Consider the following 22,823-nt stretch of genomic DNA (forward strand, 5'->3'; position numbering starts at 1 on the left):
GCTTAAATATTTTTAAATTTTTAATTTCATAGTTTGTTAATGTATCTAAATATTTATTCATTTAAAAGCTCCTATGCAAACTTTTCATTTTTCATTAACAAAATTATATGAACTTTTGTTTGAAAACATGAATAGGAAGTTTTGTTTGAAAATACACAAAAAATCTTTTATCTGCATGCTCGCTAAAAAATTAAGTTATAATTTGGAGAAAATATTATTAATAACTAGGAAAATAATTCATGAAAAAAGATACTTGATTGCAAAAAATTAATTCACGGAAGGGTAACTTCAAAATTTAAAAAATATGAAAAAAATTCAGCAATGATTTTACAAAGATTTTAACAAAATTCAATGAACTAAAACAATTGTAACTTCAGTTATTGGTGCTAGCTTATTTATAACTTTGTTTTTATTAGCTTTTTTATGAAAAAAGCAAACTTGATTTAATAGCCTATCAGCAATTGCCGCAGTATTTTTAGGAATTCAATTGTTTTATTTAACATATCGTTTATCTTTGTTTCAAACAACGGTTATGACTGTTAAAAATTTTACTATCCGTCGTCATAATAAAATTTACAAAGATGTCAAAACAAAACAAAAAGAATTATGAGATGCTGCTAGTTATAATGATGATTTAAAAGCTAAAGCATGAACACCTTATTTGCTACATTTTTTAATTTATATAATTTTAATTATTGTTGGTGTAGTAGTAAGTCATTCTTAATTACAATTAAACAAATTAAAGGAAAATTATGGAACGTAAATTTAATGAACAAGAATTAATTAGAAGATCAAAATTAGAAAAACTACAAGAATTACATGTTGATCCTTTTGCTAGCGCTCCCGAGCAAATTACTGCAAATGCCGAGACACTAGTAACTGATTATGAGCGTTATTCTAAAGAAGAATTAGCGGAAAATAATTTCCCTGTTTCAGTTGCTGGAAGAGTAATGGGGATGCGAGGACCATTTATTATTATTCAAGATTTTAATGGTCGTGTGCAACTATATTTTAATAAAAAAGAACAATCAGAAAGCAATCAAAAATTAGTAGAATTATTAGATTTGGGAGATATCATTTTTGCAAGTGGAACTGTAATGAAAACTATGACTCAGGAAGTTTCTGTTAAAGTTGTAGAAATTAAGTTATTGACTAAGTCGCTAAAACCGCTACCAGAAAAGTATCATGGACTTGTAGATGTTGAAGAACGTTATAGACGTCGGTATGTGGATTTAATTATGTCTGAAGAAACACGCGAAGTTTTTCGAACTAGAGCTAAAATTATTACTGGGATTCGTGAGTTTTTTGATAACTTAGGTTATTTAGAAGCTGATACTCCGATTTTAACTCCGATTTTAGGAGGAGCTAGTGCTAAACCATTTGCAACATTTTACAATGCTTTATCAGCTGATTATTATTTAAGAGTCGCTACTGAATTACCATTAAAAAAATTACTTGTTGGTGGTTTAGGTAAAGTGTATGAAATTGGAAGAAATTTCAGAAATGAAGGCGTTGATACTACCCATAATCCTGAATTTACTTCAATTGAATTTTATGAATCATACTCAAACCTTCACGGCATGATGGCAAGAACTGAACAATTATTTGATTTTTTAGCAAAAAAATTAAATAAAACCGAAATTGAGTATGGCGGGCATTTGATTTCCCTAAAAACTCCATTTGCTAAAATTGATATGGTTGATGAAACTTCAAAGCATGTTGGACTAGATTTAAAAGCAGCAAGTTTGGATGAAGTAATCGCTGTTGCACAAAAACACAATGTAAAATTAGAAAAATACTTTACAAAAGGTCATATTATTAATGAACTATTTGAATTATTTGTAGAACCAACTTTAATCCAACCCACTTTTGTCTATGGCCACCCAATTGAAATCTCCCCTTTAGCAAAGAATAATGCTCAGAATCCACAATTTACTGATCGAGCAGAATTATTCATTAATACCAAAGAGTATGCTAATATGTTTACTGAATTAAATGACCCTATTGACCAACTACAAAGATTTGAAAATCAGTTAAAAGAGCGTGAAATGGGGAATGATGAAGCTAATGAAATTGACATGGATTTTGTTGAAGCATTAGAATATGGAATGCCTCCAGCTGGTGGTTGTGGTATTGGAATTGACCGTTTAGTAATGTTGCTAACTCAAAAAGAATCAATTAGAGAAGTATTGTTATTCCCACACTTAAAGAGTTTAAAATAAAATGCCTAAATTATTTGCTTTTGATTTAGATGGAACGCTATTAAATAACCAAAGCCTAATTTTGTCTGAAACATTAGAGCTTATTCAGCAATTAAAAGCTCAAGGTCACCTTTTTACAATTGCAACCGGCAGGGGGATTGCTTCAGCTAAACCTATTTTAGATCAAGCTCCCAATTTTAATTTTGCAGTGTGCAACAATGGGGTAGTTGTTAAAAACTTAACAACTGGAGAAATTAATGTTGCTGGAACCTTAGATAGAAACATTTTAGAAGCTTTATATCACAAAGCACTTGAAACTAATTCCCAAATTACTATTAGTACTGAACAAGAATTTTATCCAATTAAGCCTACTGATTTTGCTTTATATGATTGAATTGAAAATCAAAGTAAAATGGATTATGACATTAGCGCTTGAAAAACGTGAGAACAATTACAAGCTGCGCTAGCAAATGGTGAAAAAATTTGTCAAATTGCTTTACGAAATAGTATTGAAGAAATCGAAAAACTTTATCAGTATTTTTTACCACAAATTAACGGAAAATACGCTTCCTTCATCACCAATAGTGTTTACTATGATGTCAACCCTTTGGGCGCTGATAAATCTAATGGTTTAAAACTTTTAATGCAACAATTAAATTTAGATCCTCAAGATTTAGTAGTTTTTGGCGATTCCGGAAATGATATTAAAATGTTGCAACTTACAAATCATAGTTATTGCTTATCAAACGGAACTGAGCAGGCTAAAGCAGCTGCTAAACACGTGATTGGCAATAATGACGAACCAACAATTGCTAATATTTTAAAAACTTATTTAACAACAAAATAAAAGTGGGATTTCCCACTTTTTTCAATATGTTGTTTGCGCTTAATGTGTTTCTGCTTGGTGCTTAGCTTCAAGTTGAGCTTTCATTTCTAAAAGTTCTGCTACAGTGATGGAATTGGTAAAATAATAACCTTCATCACCGCCATGCGAATTTTCTTCAACAAAACGATACTTTAAAACTTGTTTATCAACATCAACACTTTCCACTAAATATTTACCAGCCATAAATGTGCAACCAATGCCTGCTAAGTTTCTTTCTTTGTTTTTGTTATCAAAAACTTCAAAAAATAATTTTTCAATTGCTGTTCTATCTTGCATAATACTTCTTTCTTTTTCTTTAATTATATGCCTATAAAATAAAAAAAGTATTTTTTTATTAAAAAAAATAAACCTAAATCAATTTTTTAGGTTTATTTCAAAATTTAGTTATTGTTGTTAGTTGGAGTTTTTGGTTTAGTTTTTGTAGTTGCTTCATTGTTTCCGGTATTGAAAATTTCTGAGGCTGTTGCCATGGTTGTAGCAATATCATTTAAGTTAGGCGGAATAATAATTTTAGTTGCTGTTCCGTTAGCTAATTTTCCTAATTGTTCAATTGATTTTCATGTTAGCACTTCACGATTTAATTGAGCACTTGTTAGCAATTCAATTGATTTCTTTTGTCCTTCAGCTTCTAAAATTGAAGATTGTTTAATTCCTTCAGCTTTTAAAATAGCAGCACTTTTTTGTCCTTCAGCTTCTAAAATTTTTGAAACCTTATATCCTTCAGCTTCTAAAATGTTAGCTCTTTTTTCACGTTCAGCACGCATTTGTTTTTCCATCGCACTTTGAATATCACGTGGCGGAATAATGTTCTTTAATTCTACCCGGTGCACTTTAATTCCTCATTGATCACTTGCAGCATCTAAAATGCTCGCAAGTTTTGAATTAATAGTATCTCTTGAAGTTAGAGTTTCATCTAATTCAAGTTCACCTAATAAGTTACGTAGAGTAGTTGCTGATAAGTTTTCAATCGCACTTAAAGGTTTTTCAGCTCCATATGCAAATAGTTTAGGATCAGTAATTTGTAAATAAACAACTGTATCCACTTTAATTGCCGCGTTATCTTTAGTGATGATGTCTTGGGCTGGAAAATCTAAAACTTTTTCTTTTAGATTTTCTTTTAAAGCAATTTTATCAATGAAAGGCACAATAAAGTGCAATCCATTTTTTAATGTTCGGTTATATGTCCCTAACCTTTCAACAACATAAAAATATGTTTGGGGCACAATTTTGAAAGCCATAATTAAGGCAACAATTACAAAAATAGCTAATCCAACTCCAATAATAATTCCAACAATAGTTCCTGGGGGCATTTACTCTTCTCCTTTATGGTGTTTTTTAAAGTGATGTTTGGCAATATATAAGGTATTGCCTTCGATTTTTTTAATGACTACTTTTGTATTTTTATGAATATGACCTTGGCCGTGTTCCGACACAGTTCGGTAATATCTTCCAAAAATCAAAACTTTGCCATAGTTTGTAGTGACATCTTGAATTTCATAACTATCTTCTAATAATTCAGTTTCCACTCCAATCATGTCATAAACAGGATTGGTAAACCCTTTATCCTTGCGAAGATGTTTTTTCAAAATTTTGTATAGTGTAAAATACAAAACAACCCAAATCACAACTGCAATGGCAAATTGTAATCCAATTGATCAACTTTCTCCTTCTGTAGTGGCGCTTAAAATTAATGATGGAACAGTTGCAACAGTTATCAAACCACTAATAATTCCGCTAGTGAAAATTTCAACTAATAATGAAATAATAATGATCGCAAGTCAAAACCCAAACATAATTCATTTAATTATGTTTGCTTGACTAACTGCATTAACTACTTCCTCTGCATTTAAAATATTTATAAGCATATATAAATTTTATAATATTGTGAGCTAAAATACTAGTTAATAATGTTAAAAAATAAAAAATATTTTCTTATTTAAAAAAAATTTTATTGTTATATATTTGAATTTTTTGGATAAAGTTAGCTTTTTTGTGTTAAATTTAACATAGAAAAATTTGAATATATTCCTAAAAAGTTATTTTTTCTCAAAACTTCTTCAAAATTTTTAATTTTTTTAATTTATTTTAATAATTTTGTTAATTTATTAGTTTATAATTTTATTGGATTAAGTAAAAACTTTAATCTGTTTTTTTATATTTAGTGTTATTTTTTGTTTATATTAGAAAGGAAAAAAATGACTATTGCCAAAAAATTTAGTCTTCATTCCTCTGATAGAAAGGCCGATAAGCCAGTTAAAACTAAAAACGGTAAAGTAAGAGCGTTTTTCTCAAAACTTTCTGGAGCTTTTATGCTACCGATTGCGGTTATGGCGATTGCTGGACTTTTATTAGGTATAGGGGCTACAATTGAAGGTTCAGGTATGAGGGTAAATCCTGAAACATTCAAATCAGAAGTAGCTAATATTCATTTAGTAAATTTTGGTTTGTTTATTAAAAATATGGGTCAACCTGTATTTAGTTTCTTGCCACTACTTTTTGCGCTTTCAATTATTATCGCTTTCACTAATGAAGCGGGAGTTGGGGTTTTTGCAGGAGTTGTTGGGTATGGAGTGTTTATTGCATTGCAATCAGCACTTATTATTCCGGCATCTAATGCGAATGGAACTCCATTAAAAGATGCAGATAATAAACAAATGTACTATGTTCTTTTTGATAAAGGAGAATTTAGATCACCTCAGGAAATCGCAAGAGTTATTGATGATCAATTAGGATTTAAATCATTACAAACAAGCATTTTTGGTGGTATTGTTGTTGGTTTCGTTGTTGCGTGATTATACAATAAATTACATACAATTCAATTACCACAAATTATTTCATTCTTTGGTGGTAAAAGATTTGTGGCACTTTCAACACTAGTTGCCATGGTTCCTTTGGCACTTATATTTTTAATATTGTGACCTTATTTAGGTGCAGGATTAAATGCACTTGGTACATCAATAGGTAAGGCTCCGGGTGGAACCGACTCTCTTGTATTCGGTTACATCGAGAGATCATTAATTCCATTTGGACTACACCATGCATTTTATGCACCTCTATGATATACACAAGTAGGTGGAAGTGTTACTGAGGGATTGAAAAGTTTTGCAAAGGTAAATGAAGAAGGTCAATTGACTGGAAAAATTATGGATCCACAGGCTGCTGCTGCATTGAATTTAAGTGCACCTGAAATTGCTGGATGAGTTGGTGATTCAACAATTTCAAGTAGAATTTTAGGATTGCCATTTAATGAAATTCGCTTTGTGGATGTTAAATCAGTTCAAGGTGGAGCTAATACAATTAACGCTTGAAAAGGTGAAGATTGAACAACTAACCCTAATGTTCAAACTTTACCAGTTATGCAATTCTTTAAACAAGAATTAGGAATTAATGTTGGTAGATTTATGCAAGGTAAATATCCATTTATGCAATTTGGATTGCCTGCAGCTGGTTTAGCTATGATTTTAGCTGCACCTAAAGAAAACCGTAAATTAGCAGCTGGTTCTGTTGTTCCTTCATCATTAACAGCTCTTGTTACAGGGGTTACAGAACCGATTGAATTTACTTTCTTGTTCTTAACACCTCTAATGTTTTGAGGATTTCATGCTAGTGTAGCTGCATTGTCATTCATGTTTATGAACCTAGCAGGAGCTCATATTGGTATGGCCTTCTCAGGTGGTATATTAGACTTAATTATTTATGGAATTGTACCAGTGCAAAAAGGTACAGAATTCTGATGATGAATAGTTATTGGATTACCAATGATCCCTCTATACTTCTTTGTGTTCTACTTTGTAATCAAAAAATTTGATCTAGCAACACCTGGAAGAGGATCAAATACAAAATTATTTAATAAAAAAGACTTTTTAGCTAAAAAAGATGGAGCTTTACCTAAACAATTATCATTAATTGTTGATGGTATGGGTGGTTGAGACAACATCGTTGTTTACAACAACTGTGCGTCAAGATTAAGATATGATGTTAAAGATACATCAAAAGTTAGCGAAGAAAAACTAAAAGCTGCCGGAGCTTTAGGGGTACAAAAAGTTGGTTCAAATGTACAAGCAATTTTTGGGCCGGTTGCTGAGCAATTAAACTCAAAAATTGTTTCAATGAAAAATGCGCCATTAACACATAATGATGGCGTGCAAAGTGAACCAACTGTTGCAACTAAGGTTGCTTCAGACGGAAAATTAGAAAAAGTTCACTCAGTTGTTAAAAAAGGGAAAGTTAAATCACTTTCAACTTTAAAAGATGGAGTGTTCTCAGAAAAAATGTTAGGAGATGGAGTTGTAGTTGAGTTAGACCCTAAAGCTAAAATGACTAAATTCTATGCTCCAATTAGCGGTAAATTAGAAACTGTATTTACACCGGGTGGACATGCTTATGGAATTGTTTCGGATTCTGGATTAAGCGTGTTACTACACATTGGTATTGACACAGTTAACTTAAAAGGTGAAGGATTCCACCCAGTTGTAAAACAAGGTGATCACGTTAAAGCCGGAGACTTATTAGTAGAAGTTGATGTTCCATTAGTAAGATCAAAAGCACCTAGCGTAGATGCAATTGTTATTGTGACTCCTGAATCATCAAAAACCAAAGTATCAGCTAAGAAAAAAGATGATGTTACTGGTTTAACTGACACTTTATTTACTGTTAAATAATTAATTTCAAAATCAAAAACCTCTCAAATTCATGGGAGGTTTTTCATATTCATTTTTTTAAAATTAAAACATAAAAAATGTAGCAATTTTGTTTGCTACATATCTATTCTATTATTAGACTATTTTTAAGCCTCTTGAGCATTGTTTCTTGATGTATCGGGCGTCTCCGTTGTTGGCGCTTCTATAGCTGGAGTATTTGTTTGTTGATCCTTAAATACAAATTCAGAATTAAATTTTAAATTACCTCCAGGGACTAAAGCATTTGGACTTAACATGTTTTCTGAAAAAGCAAAATTTTCAATAGTTGCAGTTGCTGATGGTGTAAATTCAATACTTGTTAAATTATTTTTGGCAAAAGCTAATTCACCAATAAAAGTAACTGAAGCTGGTAATTTTAACGTTTTTAATGATTGAGAATAGAATGCCCCTGATTCAATTGTTTCAAGTTTAGCATCAGCGGGAAAAACTAATTCTTCAACGGTGAAAAAGCCATTTCTCCCTGCAAAAGCTTTTTTACCAATTTTTACTAAATTTTTATGAAAAACAATTTTTTTAACATTTAAATAAATCAACTCAGTTCCCCCACCCTCTTTTGTAACTTGATAGGGGAATGGACTATTTAAGTTAGTTACATAATTATTTAAATTAAAATACCCATCTACTTCTGTAATATTTTGAAAAGCTTCGCCACTTAAATCTAGAGTAAATGTTTTATCAGTAGTATTAACTTCTGTCATAAAGCTTGGAACTTTTGATAAATCATTAAATCCCGATTGCAAATGTTTTAAATAAAATTCATTTTTAATTTCTTTTGTTCCACCACAAGCTACAAGTGTAACTGCTGGTAAGGCAACTACAGCTGAAGCTAAAAATAATTTATAAGATTTTTTATTCATAATTTCCCTCTTTCAAAAAAATTAAAGATTTTTTTCTTTTTCCATACTATCAATTTTAATGCGGCATCATTCTTTAAAAAAGACTCTACAATATAAAACAATTAAATAAGTTAGTCAAAATGGTGAAACTAATAATTCTAAATGTTGTTCCAATCTTGAATAAACTGTCAAACCTACTAGTAATACAAAAACAAAAAACATAATAAAGATAAACCAAAAGTTAAAAGAAAAAATTTTAAAACCAGAAGCTTTTTTACATATATAGTAGTGAAACCTTGGATCTGATCACATTGAGACTTTACGTTTAGCTTTATTTTGTTGAAATTTTTGATAAAAAACAATAATTGTAAAAATAATGATTATTAATGACTGAATTGTCACTACTCCATTAAAAGCATAAAAATTATTCAACAATTCATTTTCTTTGCCTAAAAAAAATGCATAAGCTTCAACAATTGATAAAATAAAAACAATATAAATTGCAATAAAATTTAGTGTTTTTAAAAATTTCCACATTATGCTAACTTTCTTTATTTTTGAATAATATTATATAGTTAATGAACTTAAATTAATTTATTTAACTAACAGTTAATTAATTATTTTCTGTACCAGAACTATTTTCCTTATCACTAGAAGCTAATATTTCAGTTTCTAATTCATGACTTTTTACTTCATTTGTCAGCTCTAAAGATGTTGAAATTTCTGCTTCTTGATTTGCTTGAGCATCGATAGCTTCTTGAATTTCAGTTGGTGCTTTTGCAAACATTTCTGCTTCAACTTGTTGAATTGCTTCAGCTTGCTGATTTCTTTGTCTTATCAAAGCTTCTGCATCATCAATAATTGTTTGTCTAATATCGGGATGCAATTCAACTGGTAAAGTAATAACATCACCATTTGATAAAACAATTGTTTCAGTTTCTTGAATTACTGAATTTCTATTGTTGAATAAACCATAAACTGAATTTAATGCAATTTCTCTTGTTAAAATGTCAAATTTTTTAATTCCTTCTTCAGTAAAAATTTGATAAGGGTTTTTTTGTGAATATTGCACTAATCCAGAAGAAGAACGCAATTTATCCATCATATTAATATGGTGTTTTCATTTATCATCTAACACATTTAAAATAATATGTCTTTCATTATCATAAAGTTGTTCAATTCCAATATTTTGAATAATTCTAGCTCTAACTTCAGTATATTCTTTTTTTAGCACTTCAAAAAGATATTCTTCTAAAAATTTTCCATGGTGCTTAGTTAATTCTTTTTGATCAATTTTTTCTTTTGATAAATTGAAGAATTGATCATTTAAATATACAAATAATTTATCATAATCAATTTCATTATTTTTTAGTCTCAAATGATCCATATCCAAAATTTGTTTGACAGAATTTAAAATCATTCTTTCAATCACATATTCTAAATCTGGGTATTCTAAAATTAAATCTCTCTGTTGATAAATTAAATCTCTCTGTTGACGAATTACATCATCGTACTGTAAAACAGATTTTCGATTATCGTAGTTAAAACCTTCAATTTTTTTCTGAGCTCTTTCAAATAATGTAAAGATAATTTTATCTTTTATAGCTGCATCTTTTACATCTTTAAAAGCTTCTTTCCATTTATCACGCATCGAAAAACGAGTAATTAATTGGTCATCTAATGATAAATAAAATTTAGAATAACCAACATTCCCTTGACGTCCAGCACGTCCTTTTAATTGGTTGTCAATTCTTCGTGATTCTGCCTTATCAGTTCCCAAAACATATAGACCACCAAGCGCAAGCGCTTCTGGAGTAGGAATAATATCAGTTCCCCGTCCCGCCATGTTTGTTGCAATTGTCACTGCGCCTACAACTCCGGCCTGAGAAATAATTTCAGCCTCTCGCTGGTTTTGTTTAGCATTTAAAACAGTATGCGGAATGTTTGCATCTAATAACATGTTATGTAAGTATTCTGATTCTTGCACTTGCGAAGTTCCTATTAAAACTGGTTGTCCAGTAGCATGTACTCGTTTAACTTCTTCAGTAATTGCTTTGTATTTAGCCTGAAAATCATAATAGATTTCGTCTTTATCATCAATACGAACAATTGGTTTATTAGTTGGAATGACATTTACTCGCATATTATAAATGTCAATAAATTCTTGTTCTTCAGTTTTTGCAGTACCTGTCATTCCTGATAATTTTTGAAACATTCTAAAAAAGTTTTGGTACGTAATTGTTGCTAAAGTTTGAGTTTCTGGTTCAATTTCCACCATTTCCTTAGCCTGAATCGCTTGTTGCAACCCCTCAGAATAAGCACGACCTTCCATAACCCTTCCGGTGAAAGAATCAACTAATTGAATTTTATTATCATCAACAATGTATTCAAAATCACGTTTCATGATTTTATGAGCTCGTAAAGCATTTTGAATTCGATGCACTAACTCTGAGTGAATGATGTCATATAAGTTATGAATTCTAAAAAAAGCATTAGCATGATCAATTCCTTCATCAGTCAATCGAATTGACTTAGTTTCTTCATCAATTTCATAATGTTTAGGTTTTAAGGTTCTTACAAATTGATCAGCAACCATATAAGTAGAAGAAACATTTTCTTCTCCTCCAGAAATAATTAATGGCGTTTTAGCCTCATCAATTAAAATTGAATCAACCTCATCAATTAGAACAAAGTTTAGTCCCCTTTGTACTTTTTCTCAAGAGTTTCTCACCATGTTATCTCTTAAATAGTCAAATCCCAATTCAGAGTGAACAGAATAAGTAATATCTGCTGCATAGGCTGATCGTTTTAAATCAACCGGCATTTGCGCTTTATTGATTCCTACGGATAGTCCCAATCAGTTAAAAACTTCTCCCATTTCTAAACCATCACGCTCCGAAAGGTATTCATTAACTGTAGAAACAATTACTCCTTTGCCTTCCAAAGCATTTAAATAAACTGGCGCAATTGAGGTAATGGTTTTTCCTTCTCCAGTTTTCATCTCAGCTACCGAACCTAAATCTAAAATTATTCCACCTAACATTTGCACATCAAATGGACGTTTTTTTAAAACACGAAAAGTTGCTTCTCGAGCAACCGCAAAAGCTTCAACTCTTAAGTTTTCTAATTTTTCTCCTTTAGCTAGTCGCTCTTTAAATTCATGAGTTTTATTTTGTAATTCTTCATCTGAAAGTTGCTGAATTTTTGACTCTAAAGCATTAATTTGCTTAAGTGTTTTTTCTGCAATGATCATTTCTGCGGATTTAATATTAAAGATGTTTTTGATTTTCTGAAACATAAACATAAATTTTACCTTAAATTGCCCATTTTGCCTTATATTAGCTAACTAATATTTAGTAATTTTGTTATTTGATATCACAAAATAAAGCAATTTTTTATTATTTTTAAAAATAGTAGCTATGATTTTTAAAAATGAATGTAAAAAATAATCATAAATACCAAAATATTTTTTTAACAACAACTGACACAGTTGTAGGTTTGGGTTGCTTTGATGAAAAAGAACTGCCGTTATTGTTTGAATTAAAGCAACGTCCACGGCATAAAAAAATTATTATTTTAGTTGGCTCAATTGACCAAGCAAGACAATTTAGACAGTGGAATTTAAAAGCTGACTTAGCGGCGCAAAAATATTGACCTGGAGCTACAACTTTAATCGTTAATAATCAAGGCTTTCGAATGCCTAATCAAGCTGGATTGTTAAAATTTTTATTAAAAAATGGGCCAGCCTATGTCACTAGCGCTAATATAAGTTCACAACAGCCGCTTTCATTAGAATCAGCCCAAAAAATATTTTCAGTAATTGATAATGTCTATGATTTTGGCAAAGGTTCTAATAAACCTTCAACTATTGTTAATTTAGATACTGATGAAATAATTGAACGTAATTAGTTATTATTCAAATTAAACATTTAAAATTATTTTCAGCTCAGCATAACGTTTTTCTAGATCTGCAAAATTTGCAGGTTTTTTATTACTAAAAAGTATTTTTTCTAATTTGGCAAATTCCTTAAATTCTGGGGTAGCTGTTGGTCAAGATAAATTAGTGATATCTTTTTGATTCGGAAATATAAATGAAAAAATATACCCAAAAAATACAGTTACAGCAAAAGCGAAAATAGAAACTCATAAGTTATTTAATAATGGCGTTTCCAAAAAAAGTTTTTGGGAAATAAATCACAAACTTAGTGCTGTAATTAAGCCTAATATTGTACCAATTAGTACAGATTTAAAGCTTGCTCTTTTGCTAAACATAGCTAAAAAGAAAATTGCTACAGGTACCGAACCAAATAACGACATTACTCCTAAAAAATAAACAATAATATCATCAGTTTTTAAAAATAAAATTCCAATTCCTAAAAGAGTGCTCGCAATTCCTAAAATTATAATCAAAATTTGACTAATTAGCATTTGTGATTTTGGTTTAATTTTTTGATATTTCACATTTAAAAAGTCAGTCATGAAACTATTAATAATTGCTGTAATTCCACTAGAAATATTGGCTTGCCCTGTTGATAAAATTGAAGCAATCAACAATGCTCCTAAGCCTTTGGGTAAAACTGTATAAGCAAAATAAGGGATTAGTTGATTATTAGCAATAATTTGAGCGCTAATTTCAGTGGGTTTTACACCACCATAAAAACTGTATAAACTGCTTCCTAAACCATAAAATAGAAAAATAGAAATTAGTGACAAAATTGCAACAAATCAAATAGATTTATGAATCTTTTTAGGATTGTCAACTGCTTTGTATCTCCGAACCGTGTCCTGAGAGCCAACATAAGAATAAGTAGTGATGATGATATTAGAAAAAAAGACTAAAGGAATCCCGATGTTAACAAGATGGACATTTAAAGAATTTTTATCAAATGTTGGAGCTAAATGAAAATTATCCGCAAAATCAGTATTGGCTAATGCATAGCCAATAATAATTAACACAAATAAAATTCTAATGATGCCTTGCGTGGCATCAACTCAGACAATTCCCTTCATTCCTCCAAACAAAGTACTTATAGTTGCAAAAATTCCTAAAATTAGCATTGTTTGCCATACATCAATCGGAATAATAAATGCAACAGCCAATGTTGTGATATATAAAATTATGCCAACTCTAAAAATATTAAAAAAAATAAATAAAAATGAATTAATAGCTCGAATTGCATAAGAAAAACGAGCTTCTAAATAACTATAAGCAGTTGTTTGTTTCATCAATCGAAAAAAAGGAATAATTTTTTTGATTAAAAATGGTGCAAAAATAAACATCGTAAGCTGAGCAAAAGAATATACTCAACCATAAGTATAAGCATTAGCTGGTGTCGCAACATAAGTTATAACACTTAAAATAGTAGCTCAAATTGAAAAACCCACCACTCAAGATGGTGCTTTGCCATCGCCAGTAAAATAACTTTTACTATGATTTAATTTTGCTTTGCGTCGTTGATAAGCAAAAAATAAGTTAATAGCAATGATGGCAGCTAAATATAAACCAATAATTAATCAATCAACTCAAGAAAAATCAATATTAGTGCTAGCAGCTTGGGCTAAAGCAGGAATTTGTTGTTGCATTATTTAAGTTTTATAATCCGTTTTTGTTGAGCTGATTTGATAATTGCATTGATAATTTTTATTGCTTCTAGCGAAGTTTCGCCAGTGGATTTAATTTTATTTTCTCCTGTATTTAAATAATGCACAATGTCTTGAATAATTGCTAAAGTACGTTCATTTAGTTTAATGTATTTTCCTAAATCACGTCGTAATTCCATATATTGGTTTGAAAGATTTTTTACAAAAGAATAAAAAGAAATTTTTAAAAAATTATCATAAATTCTAATTCTGCCTTCTTCAAAATCAATAATAATTTCGAAAATTAAATGTCGATCATCTTTGCTAGTAGATTTTAAAAAACTTACACCATTAGTAAATTCAATTAAGGCCAATCCACCCGGATCTTTTACACCGTGGACTTCTCGAACAAAATTGGTTTGTTCATAGCCCATAACTAATTTTGCTGTACCTAAAAAATAACTTAATAAATCAATTACATGACTAGAGCTAGTAAATAAAGCTGTGTTGCCAAGAGCAATAATTGATAAAACATTACCTAGTAAATGGTGATCAATGACTTCTTTGGTTTGAATAATTTTATGATCTCATCGCAGCGAGTGATTAACAACTAATAAAACTCCTTTAGCTTTGCATTTAGCAACAATTTTTTGTGCTTTTGAGTAGCTAAAATCTAAAGTTTTTTCACAAAAAATGACTTTAATATTTTCGTGTTTTAAACATTGCTTAATAATTTTTAAGTGTGTGTTTATTGGTGTACAAATACTTACAATCTCAATTTTAGAGTCTTTCAACATAGCTCGATAGTTAGTGTAGCTATTTTCAGAACTAATGCCAACTTTTTGAGACACACTAGTTAGCAATTCTAAATTAGAATCAGCTAATGCATAAACTTGGGTTTGGGGATTTTTTTCATAAGCTCTAATATGGGATCAAATAATTTTTCGTTTAGGATCATCATCAATTCCATAAGCAATTTGGCCCAAACCAATAACTGCCACATTGTATTTTTTTGTATTTTTCACTTTTTAACCACCAATTTAAAAATTAATTATTAAAATTATATATTTTTTCATTTTGCTATTAACAATTGCAAGAAAAAATATATATAATTTCATAAAAGTAGCAAAATGATCTTTTTTTGAAATTTTGCGCTAGTATTAATAAAAAGGTGGGGTAATATGGAAATTACATTGAAAACCAAAGTTGGAGTTGCCGCTGATCATGCTGGATTTGAATATAAAGAAAAAATAAAAAAATATTTAATTAATCAAGGTTATAATGTTGTTGATTATGGAACACACAGCTCAGAGAGTGCTTCATATGCAGAATTTGGAAAAGCTTTGGGTCAAGCTTTACATGATGGTAAAGTAGAAATTGGATTTGGATTTTGCGGCACTGGTTTAGGGATTTCTTATGCTATGAACCGTTTTAAAAAAGTTCGCGCTGCTCGGGTTGCAACTGTTGAAGATGCTCACCTTGCCCGTCAGCATAATGATGCTAATGCATTAGCAATCGGCCAAAGAACCAATACCTATGAAAATGCACTTGCAATGGTACAAGAATTTTTAAAAACCGATTATGAAGGCGGGAGACACCAGAGCAGAATTGATGAATTAGATATTGATGCTGTAGAGTGCTGAATGAATCGTTCATTTAAAGGTTAATTCAACTTAAAAATTTACTGTTTTTTACAGTATTTTTTTATTGCTTCACTTGTTACAAATCTTTAAAAAATTTGAGCTTTGATATAATGAATTTTATGTTGAAACAAAAATTATATAACTCAAAATTTTTATACTCATTGTATCAGGCTACATGAGCAATCTATGATCTGGATGAAACTAAAGGGGAAATTGCACCTTGAGTTAAGCCGCTAAAATATTTTTTAGGAGCAATTGTTGCTTTCGCTTGTCTAATTTCTTTTGGTTCATTATTTAAATTTCAAGGAGAAATCCAAAAGGGATGAAGTATTTTTGTTACAACTTCACAAGTTGTAGCCTTATTAATTTTTATTTTAGATTATTGTTTATATTTTGTAACTTCCATTTTTTTTAAGAAAAATTTTTATAATCAGCCATTGTGACTTACTTATTTGCGGTTTCCTTTTAGTTATGCTGGAATTGTTATTTTATTATGTATTTTAACTTCCTTAAATTCTTTAACTGTGATTATTGGCGATTTTGACCAAGAGGATCCTACAGTTATGTTTTTGCAAAATTTTGGGATTGTTAAAATTCTAAGATTATTATATGTACTAAGAATTTTTACACCATTTCGCATTGTCTTTAATGTTTTTGAAAAACAAGGAAAAATTTTGTCATATGTTTTTATTTTAGTTGCCGTATTAATTGTTTTATTTGCTTTAGTAATTTGAAATAATGAAAGTGCTTGACTAACAAGCCAGCAAAAAGCTTGAATCAAAGCTAATCCCAGTATTATTGATTATCAAAATAATGAATCATATCAATCATTATCCAATGGTGTAGTTAATTCTTTTGGTACTAGTTTGTATTTTACAACTATTACCTTAACAACAATTGGTTATGGTGATTATGTCCCCCATTCTGATGTTGCAAAGTTATTAATGGTAATTCTTTCTGTTGCTGCAATTGCTTTAATCGCCATCCCTTCCGGGGTAATTGCTGCGGCTTTTCTACAAGAAATTCAAAATCGAGTTGCAAAAAAATCAAAAAATGAGGTTAATCAAAAAGACTAAAAATTACAAAAGTTACTTAAAATAGGATAAAAAAGTGAACCTTTTTAAGGTTGTAAGCATATCAGAAATCCTGAAAGGTTTTCAATTTAAAATTAATTGAATTCGTTTATTATTATATTAATCAATATGTGTTTGAATTTCTTGTTTTAATTCTTTAAAAGCAATTTTAGAAATATCAATAAAAATTTAATTATTCAGATTTTATAGAAAAAAAGAAATACTCTACTTCCCAATTGTCTAATGAATTACTAATCGTTGACATTGCTAAAGTTGTTTTTTACTTTTAATGATTTCTTAAAAAACAAATAAGTAATATTGAGATCTATGATTTGAATAAATTATTTATTTATGAAATGATTAATTTTTTTGTGGTGCTATAAAATAAATTCAATATAGTGGATTTCATTTAAAGCTATTTTATTTTTTCGAAAGATACACTAAGCTAAATAAATTCGATTGCAAAAGCACAAAAACTTTTAAATTTTTAATTTCATAATTTGTTATTGTAAATAAATATTTGTTTACCCAAAAATACTGTATAAACTTTTTAAGTTTTAAAACAAAATTATATGGAATTTTTGTTTGAAAATACACATTAAAGTTTTGTTTTTTGCTTACTAATTAGATAAATGGTAGATTAAACTATTTTGCAAAAAATTTTAAAAAATATGGCTTTTAAAACGTTTTTTTCAAAAATTTTAAATAAATAGTAATATTTCTTTTAATAGAGAATATTATTTTTGCGTATTAAAAATGAAAAGAGGTATAACCGAATGAAGAAAAAATCTTTAAAATGAATTGGTTTATTAGGCGGTATCGCAGTTATTTCAACGGCTGCAACTATTTTTGTTTTTCAACCATGAAAAACAACTGAAAAAACAGCATGAAATTATTCTAGTGAAACATTAAGAAGTTTGAGTTATGAAAATTTACTTGCTGCAGCTCCTGTTGAAGCTACTGAAGCTAATCCAGGTGAAGTAAGAACGGCTGGAAATGAAGCGGTTGAGTTAGTTTCTCCTAGTTCTGAAACTACTCCAAAAGAAGAAAGTAAAACTGAAGCAGCGCCGGCTGTTGATCCCAAAAAATCAGATAGTGATTTATTAAAAGAATTAAAAGCAAGTACTAATACAGATTTAGATAAATACTTAAAATCTACATCATCAAATTTAATGGCTACAAACTTAGAAGTTGAAGAAGTAGATTCTTTAGACACAACTAAGGATACATCTAAAAAAATTAATGAAAATTTAGGAGGTTACGGAACATATACACGTCAAAAAGTAGAAAGAAACGGACATGTTAGTGATAACACCTTCAACCCAGGTGCCCAAGAGTCAACCGAAACAATGATTGCATTAATTAAAGCTAACACTAAATTTAAAAAATTAAAATCAGGTGTAAAAATTAATTCAGAAGACTTTAAATATGTTGCTGTTAACAGTTTAGTTAGCAATGGAGAAGAATTTTTAAACATTGAAGATGCTGATAAACAAGCGGCTGTTGATGCTATGAATAAAGATTTAGAAGCAACTATTAAAAAAGCAACAGGAGTTGAAAAAGCTCGTTGAGAAGAATGAAAAAAAGTAGCTGGTGAAAGAACTGTTAAAAACTTAACAGATCAAGAAATTTCTTGATTAAAACAAGGAATGTTTCCAACTTCAGCCTTTAGTTGAACATTAAGACCTGCTTTTGTAAATACCCATGTTTATAATCAAGCATTAAAAAATGCTGGTCGTTACATTTCATCAGTTTCAAGTTCACAACTTGGACAAGATGACTTATATAATTTAAACTTTAATGGAAATTCAGCTGCTGCTGAAGATAAATGAAATCAATCTGTTCAAACATTAAAAGATCAAGATGAAAATAAAGTTGTATTAAGAACTTACACAAAAACAGTTGGTGAAAAAACAGAAACACGTCATTTAGTTGAAATTAAAGATCCAACTGGTTTAGATATTAATACTGTTATGGAAGCAGCTAAATCACAAGTGACAGATCAAGACAAAGAATTTGCTGTTGCTATTAGAGATATTACTAAAGAAAAATTGGAAGCTACTGCAACAATTGTAAAAGCATTACCAAAAGAAGTTAAGTCATTGACATTATTCTATCGTTCAGATGATCCTAAAGCATTAAATGCTTTATTAGAAAATACTAACTTCACTTCTGAAGCACCATTAGGTGAATTAAATGTTGTTGGTCCTTACCAAAATGGTAATCCAATTCCTAAATCAGAAATTTTAATAACTGTAGACCCACAAGTTTTTGTTAAAGTAAAGCAAGGTGCATTTAGTTATGGATCAAGTGTTGTATATACTAAATTCACTGTTGCTGCATCAACTGATAAAGCACTATTGGAAAACATTTTTAAATTAGTATATATTAAAGATAAAAACAGAAGAGAATTCCAAGGTGAATTTGGTAGTGGCGGATACATTGTTAACTGAGATTTATCAAAAACAGAACTAAAAGATTTAAATAACATTGATTTTCCTCAAAGAGATGAAAAACAACCATTAAAATTTAAATTAGTGACATTCGCTTCAACAGAAAACAAAATACTACAAATTGATCTTTCTGATTTAAAAGTTGATAATACCGATAAAATTTCAGAACATGGATCAGCAATGTATGGTACAGACCCTGAAAAACAACCTGAAAAATTAGTTTTAGCTAAAAAATCATCGCGTTCAACAAAAGAAGATATCGATACATTAGTAAGAATATTTAATTATTCACACACAATTACAACAATTGATTTATCAGATGTTGAATCATATACACAAGAAGCTGTAAAAGATTTATTTAAAGATGTCAAACGTCCAGTGACAGTAAAAGTTGACAAAGGAGAATTTTCAGTTCAACCAGAGGTAAAAGAAGAAGTAAGACGATAATTTAAAAAATATAAACCCAAACTAAACTAAAACAAAAAAAGAGCCTTTTAAATGGTTTGAGCCTCTCAGGATCCCTGAGGGGTTTTTCAATCTAAAATTAATTGAGTTTTTTCATTATTATATTAATTAATATATGTTTAAATTTTTTGTTTTAATTCTTTAAAAGTTATTTTAGAAATATCAATAAAATTTAATTTAATCATTTAGATTTTATGAAAAAAATAAATATTTTATTTCACAATTATCTAATGAATTGCCAATTCTTGACATTGATAAAACTCTTTTTTTAACTCTTTTAACAAATTCTGTTAAATACTGCGAAGCATGCTAGGGGTGTAGTACTCAACTCTGATTATTAAAATTAATTTCATTATGATGTTGCAAAATAAAATCTTTGCTATTTATTATGCTTAATTTTCAAAAATAATCTTCTTGGTTTTATGATTAATTACCGTGATACATAATAAAGATTTCTTTTTACATCTTTTGGAGTAGGGATATAAGTTAGGTCAATTGCAACGATATTTCTATTTAAAACATCATTGTAATTTGTTTGCACTAAATTAGAAATTTTGACATTGGTATTTTATTTTTTTCAGATTTTTTTGTTTAACTTTACAAAATAAACTTAATTTTTTTCATTTTTCTTCCTAAAGTGCGGGGATTTATAAAAATTTTATATTTCTTTTATAAAAAACAGTTTTTCTCTACCCTAAATACCTTTATTTATGTGAAAAAATTCAATGATAGTTTTGTCAAGTGGATCTTCCTTAAATTTCTTTTCATTAAATCATTGTTCATATTTATATATTCCTGATTTTAATACTTCTATATTATTAGAAATTTTAAACCTAAAATACTTTTTATAAAAAAGTTTTCTTGTATTTTTACTATTTTTCTTATTAAATTTAAAACAATATAATTTTCAAAAAGTTTGTAAAGAAAGAACGCTTTTTTAATAAATTTCAAATGCTTATAATCATTCGTTTAGTTTTAAATGTTTTGCCATAAAAAAATAAACTCCCCAAATTTCAGCCGCCTTAATATTGGGGACATGATTTATAACTTTTAAAGTTTACTTTTTTGTTGAAGTTTGTAATTTAACGGTTTTTATTTAAAATAAAATACTTTTTTTGCTTTTTTTGACTTTTTGCTTCCAAAAAAAAAAAAAAAAGCCTTAAAATTTTTGTATAAATTCCAAATCTAAATAGAAATGCGAAGCTTATTAAAAATGAAGAAAAGTAAATTATTAATATTAAGTTCAAGTTTCATAACTACATTACCAGTCATTGCTTTAGTAGCTTGTGGTGAAGTTGTAGAAAAACAACCTAAACTAGAACCAACACCGCCGGTTACACCACCAACAGTAGCACCAACATTAAATACTAATTGAATTACAGTTTTAAAAAAAGAAGCAAGCGAAAAATCTGCAACATTGGTATTTCAAATTGTTAGAGAAAATTTTGAAAAATTAAAAAATAAGAAAATTATTGTGAAGTTAAAAAATAAACAAACTGGAACTATTGAAAAAAGTAAAAATATTGAGTTAAAAAATTTAGAAAATTACTTTGAGTTCCAAAACTTAAAATCCAATACAAAATATGATTTAACTTTTAATTTTGAAAATGATACGAAAACATCAAGTGTTTTTGCTTTTGAAACAGAAAAACAAAAAGAAATGATGCCCAAAGATGAACCGAAACCCGTACCTAATCCATCGGAACCTTCAAAACAGCCAGTAGATCCTATTAAACCAAAACCTGCACCTAAACAACCAGAACCTCCAAAACAGCCAACAAATCCTATTAAACCAGAAACAGCACCAGCAAAAACATCAGAAACTCCAAAACAGTCAACAGATACTACTAAATCAGAAACCGCACCAAAACCTGAGCTACCAAAAATATTAAGTTTATCGAAGCAAGGAAGTGCTCAACTAACTTTTAATGATGGTTCAACTAGAGGTGTTACATATTTAGAAGAACCAATAACTTTTGAAGCAGAAAAAATTAAAAATGAAAATACTTTAGAAAGATTTGTAAAACTTGCTCAAGAACAATTCCCAAGTGAAAAAGATGAAAAAAAACAAATTGTTTTATATATTAAAAAATTGTTAAAAGATTCAGAAGAAGCTGAAAATCCAACTAAAAGAAAAACTTTGCGCAATTTTACAAATTTTTTTGCATCCTCTATTTTTACAAAAATAATTGAATCTTATGAAGATTTTCAAGCTTTCAAAACAAAAAACAAAAATGCATTCTTTAATAAATATGATAAAGATTACTTTGCAAATGATAAATACTTATTAATTTATGACATTAATTCATTTAATGAATTAAAAATCGATGATGAAATAATGTATTTGAAAAATGGTGAAGAAAAAGATGTGGATAATAAGGTTTTTTTAAATTCTTATGTTCAAAATAAAAAAGATTCTAATGATGCAGATCCTAAATATTTAAATAAAGGAATGCTTATTTTTGAGTTAGATAATGGAGACGTTTTAACAAAAGATAAAAATGGGGCAAAAAAATCCCCTAATTTAGATTTTATAAGAATATAGATTTGATTTGTTTTTTTAAAATGAGAACCTAGGCAAAAAACGAGACTTTTTAAACTAGGTAAACTGGCACAAAAAAATGAGCTTTTTAATGTTGTAAGCCTCTCAGGAATTCTGAGGGGTTTTTCAATTTAAAATTGATTAAATTCGTTCATTATTATATCAATCAATATATGTTTGAATTTCTTGTTTTAATTCTTGAAAAGTAATTTTAGAAATATCAATAAAGTTTAGTGATTCTGATTTTATGTAAGAAGAAAATATTCAATTTCGACTGTCTAAAAAAATATCGATTTTTGGCATTGATAATTTTTTTATTTTTGATTGTAATATTTCAACATTAAAAATTTTAAATTTATAATATTTTTTCTAAAAACTTTTTTATTTCTTCAAGTTTTTTCTGTTAAATTTATCGCGATATTATTTTTAAAAATAGCAACAAAC

The 22,823-nt window shown here is 28.8% G+C and carries 18 protein-coding genes; 9 read left to right on the forward strand and 9 right to left on the reverse strand.

The annotated features are described in order from the left end of the window. Positions 1 to 304: 304 nt before the first annotated feature. Genes ACW95P_RS04565 through ACW95P_RS04575 form a run of 3 tightly spaced genes read left to right on the forward strand, consistent with a single transcriptional unit; the run spans position 305 to position 3,048 of the window. Positions 305 to 724 carry a hypothetical protein gene (locus ACW95P_RS04565; protein WP_457962078.1) on the forward strand — a complete coding sequence of 140 codons (420 nt, stop codon included), beginning with the start codon at positions 305 to 307 and terminating at the stop codon, positions 722 to 724. Between the two features lie 28 nt (positions 725 to 752). After that, positions 753 to 2,222 carry a lysine--tRNA ligase gene (gene lysS, locus ACW95P_RS04570; protein ID WP_457962079.1) on the forward strand — a complete coding sequence of 490 codons (1,470 nt, stop codon included), beginning with the start codon at positions 753 to 755 and terminating at the stop codon, positions 2,220 to 2,222. A gap of 1 nt (position 2,223) precedes the next feature. After that, the gene (locus ACW95P_RS04575; RefSeq protein ID WP_457962080.1) at positions 2,224 to 3,048 is read left to right on the forward strand and encodes an HAD family hydrolase; all 825 of its coding nucleotides are present in this window, start codon (positions 2,224 to 2,226) and stop codon (positions 3,046 to 3,048) included. Between the two features lie 39 nt (positions 3,049 to 3,087). On the opposite strand, the gene ACW95P_RS04580 is transcribed toward ACW95P_RS04575, so the two are convergent. The 3 genes from ACW95P_RS04580 to ACW95P_RS04590 form a co-directional block, all read right to left on the reverse strand. Continuing rightward, the gene (locus ACW95P_RS04580) at positions 3,088 to 3,363 is read right to left on the reverse strand and encodes a hypothetical protein (protein WP_457962082.1); all 276 of its coding nucleotides are present in this window, start codon (positions 3,361 to 3,363) and stop codon (positions 3,088 to 3,090) included. A gap of 104 nt (positions 3,364 to 3,467) precedes the next feature. Next, positions 3,468 to 4,397 (reverse strand): SPFH domain-containing protein, encoded by a 930-nt coding sequence (locus ACW95P_RS04585; RefSeq protein ID WP_457962083.1) that lies wholly within the window; start codon positions 4,395 to 4,397, stop codon positions 3,468 to 3,470. Further along, positions 4,398 to 4,952 carry an NfeD family protein gene (locus tag ACW95P_RS04590; RefSeq protein ID WP_457962085.1) on the reverse strand — a complete coding sequence of 185 codons (555 nt, stop codon included), beginning with the start codon at positions 4,950 to 4,952 and terminating at the stop codon, positions 4,398 to 4,400. A gap of 330 nt (positions 4,953 to 5,282) precedes the next feature. Here ACW95P_RS04590 and ACW95P_RS04595 point away from each other — a divergent pair, with 330 nt between their 5' ends. Continuing rightward, a complete protein-coding gene (locus tag ACW95P_RS04595; RefSeq protein ID WP_457962086.1) occupies positions 5,283 to 7,748 on the forward strand; it encodes a PTS sugar transporter subunit IIABC in 2,466 nt (821 codons plus the stop codon). Between the two features lie 125 nt (positions 7,749 to 7,873). On the opposite strand, the gene ACW95P_RS04600 is transcribed toward ACW95P_RS04595, so the two are convergent. The 3 genes from ACW95P_RS04600 to secA all read right to left on the reverse strand — a co-directional run bounded on the left by ACW95P_RS04600 (position 7,874) and on the right by secA (position 11,921). Beyond that, entirely contained in the window at positions 7,874 to 8,644 is a 771-nt protein-coding gene (locus ACW95P_RS04600) for a leucine-rich repeat protein (protein WP_457962087.1), read from the reverse strand. 21 nt (positions 8,645 to 8,665) lie between these two features. Then, the gene (locus tag ACW95P_RS04605) at positions 8,666 to 9,160 is read right to left on the reverse strand and encodes a hypothetical protein (protein ID WP_457962088.1); all 495 of its coding nucleotides are present in this window, start codon (positions 9,158 to 9,160) and stop codon (positions 8,666 to 8,668) included. A gap of 76 nt (positions 9,161 to 9,236) precedes the next feature. Then, the gene (gene secA / locus ACW95P_RS04610) at positions 9,237 to 11,921 is read right to left on the reverse strand and encodes a preprotein translocase subunit SecA (RefSeq protein ID WP_457962089.1); all 2,685 of its coding nucleotides are present in this window, start codon (positions 11,919 to 11,921) and stop codon (positions 9,237 to 9,239) included. A gap of 134 nt (positions 11,922 to 12,055) precedes the next feature. Here secA and ACW95P_RS04615 point away from each other — a divergent pair, with 134 nt between their 5' ends. Beyond that, positions 12,056 to 12,532 carry an L-threonylcarbamoyladenylate synthase gene (locus ACW95P_RS04615; RefSeq protein WP_457962090.1) on the forward strand — a complete coding sequence of 159 codons (477 nt, stop codon included), beginning with the start codon at positions 12,056 to 12,058 and terminating at the stop codon, positions 12,530 to 12,532. Positions 12,533 to 12,544: 12 nt separating this feature from the next. Here ACW95P_RS04615 and ACW95P_RS04620 read toward each other — a convergent pair whose 3' ends face one another. Beyond that, complete coding sequence (locus tag ACW95P_RS04620) at positions 12,545 to 14,206, reverse strand: sodium:solute symporter family transporter (RefSeq protein WP_457962091.1); 1,662 nt, start codon at positions 14,204 to 14,206, stop codon at positions 12,545 to 12,547. Then, positions 14,206 to 15,228: a Gfo/Idh/MocA family protein gene (locus ACW95P_RS04625; protein ID WP_457962092.1), complete on the reverse strand. Its 1,023-nt coding sequence runs from the start codon at positions 15,226 to 15,228 to the stop codon at positions 14,206 to 14,208. Before ACW95P_RS04625 ends, ACW95P_RS04620 begins: the two co-directional genes overlap by 1 nt. 156 nt (positions 15,229 to 15,384) lie before the next feature. Here ACW95P_RS04625 and rpiB point away from each other — a divergent pair, with 156 nt between their 5' ends. The 4 genes from rpiB (at position 15,385) to ACW95P_RS04645 (ending at position 22,382) form a co-directional block, all read left to right on the forward strand. Continuing rightward, positions 15,385 to 15,870, forward strand: coding sequence for a ribose 5-phosphate isomerase B (gene rpiB, locus ACW95P_RS04630; protein ID WP_457962093.1), 486 nt, complete (start codon positions 15,385 to 15,387; stop codon positions 15,868 to 15,870). A gap of 95 nt (positions 15,871 to 15,965) precedes the next feature. Further along, the gene (locus ACW95P_RS04635) at positions 15,966 to 16,922 is read left to right on the forward strand and encodes a potassium channel family protein (RefSeq protein ID WP_457962094.1); all 957 of its coding nucleotides are present in this window, start codon (positions 15,966 to 15,968) and stop codon (positions 16,920 to 16,922) included. Positions 16,923 to 17,695: 773 nt separating this feature from the next. Further along, complete coding sequence (locus tag ACW95P_RS04640) at positions 17,696 to 19,819, forward strand: hypothetical protein (protein ID WP_457962095.1); 2,124 nt, start codon at positions 17,696 to 17,698, stop codon at positions 19,817 to 19,819. A 1,231-nt stretch (positions 19,820 to 21,050) separates the two neighbouring features. Further along, positions 21,051 to 22,382 (forward strand): hypothetical protein, encoded by a 1,332-nt coding sequence (locus ACW95P_RS04645; RefSeq protein ID WP_457962096.1) that lies wholly within the window; start codon positions 21,051 to 21,053, stop codon positions 22,380 to 22,382. Between the two features lie 138 nt (positions 22,383 to 22,520). Here ACW95P_RS04645 and ACW95P_RS04650 read toward each other — a convergent pair whose 3' ends face one another. Then, the gene (locus tag ACW95P_RS04650; protein WP_457962097.1) at positions 22,521 to 22,682 is read right to left on the reverse strand and encodes an IS3 family transposase; all 162 of its coding nucleotides are present in this window, start codon (positions 22,680 to 22,682) and stop codon (positions 22,521 to 22,523) included. Positions 22,683 to 22,823: the final 141 nt, after the last annotated feature.

It is taken from the genome of Mycoplasma pogonae (assembly GCF_054170725.1).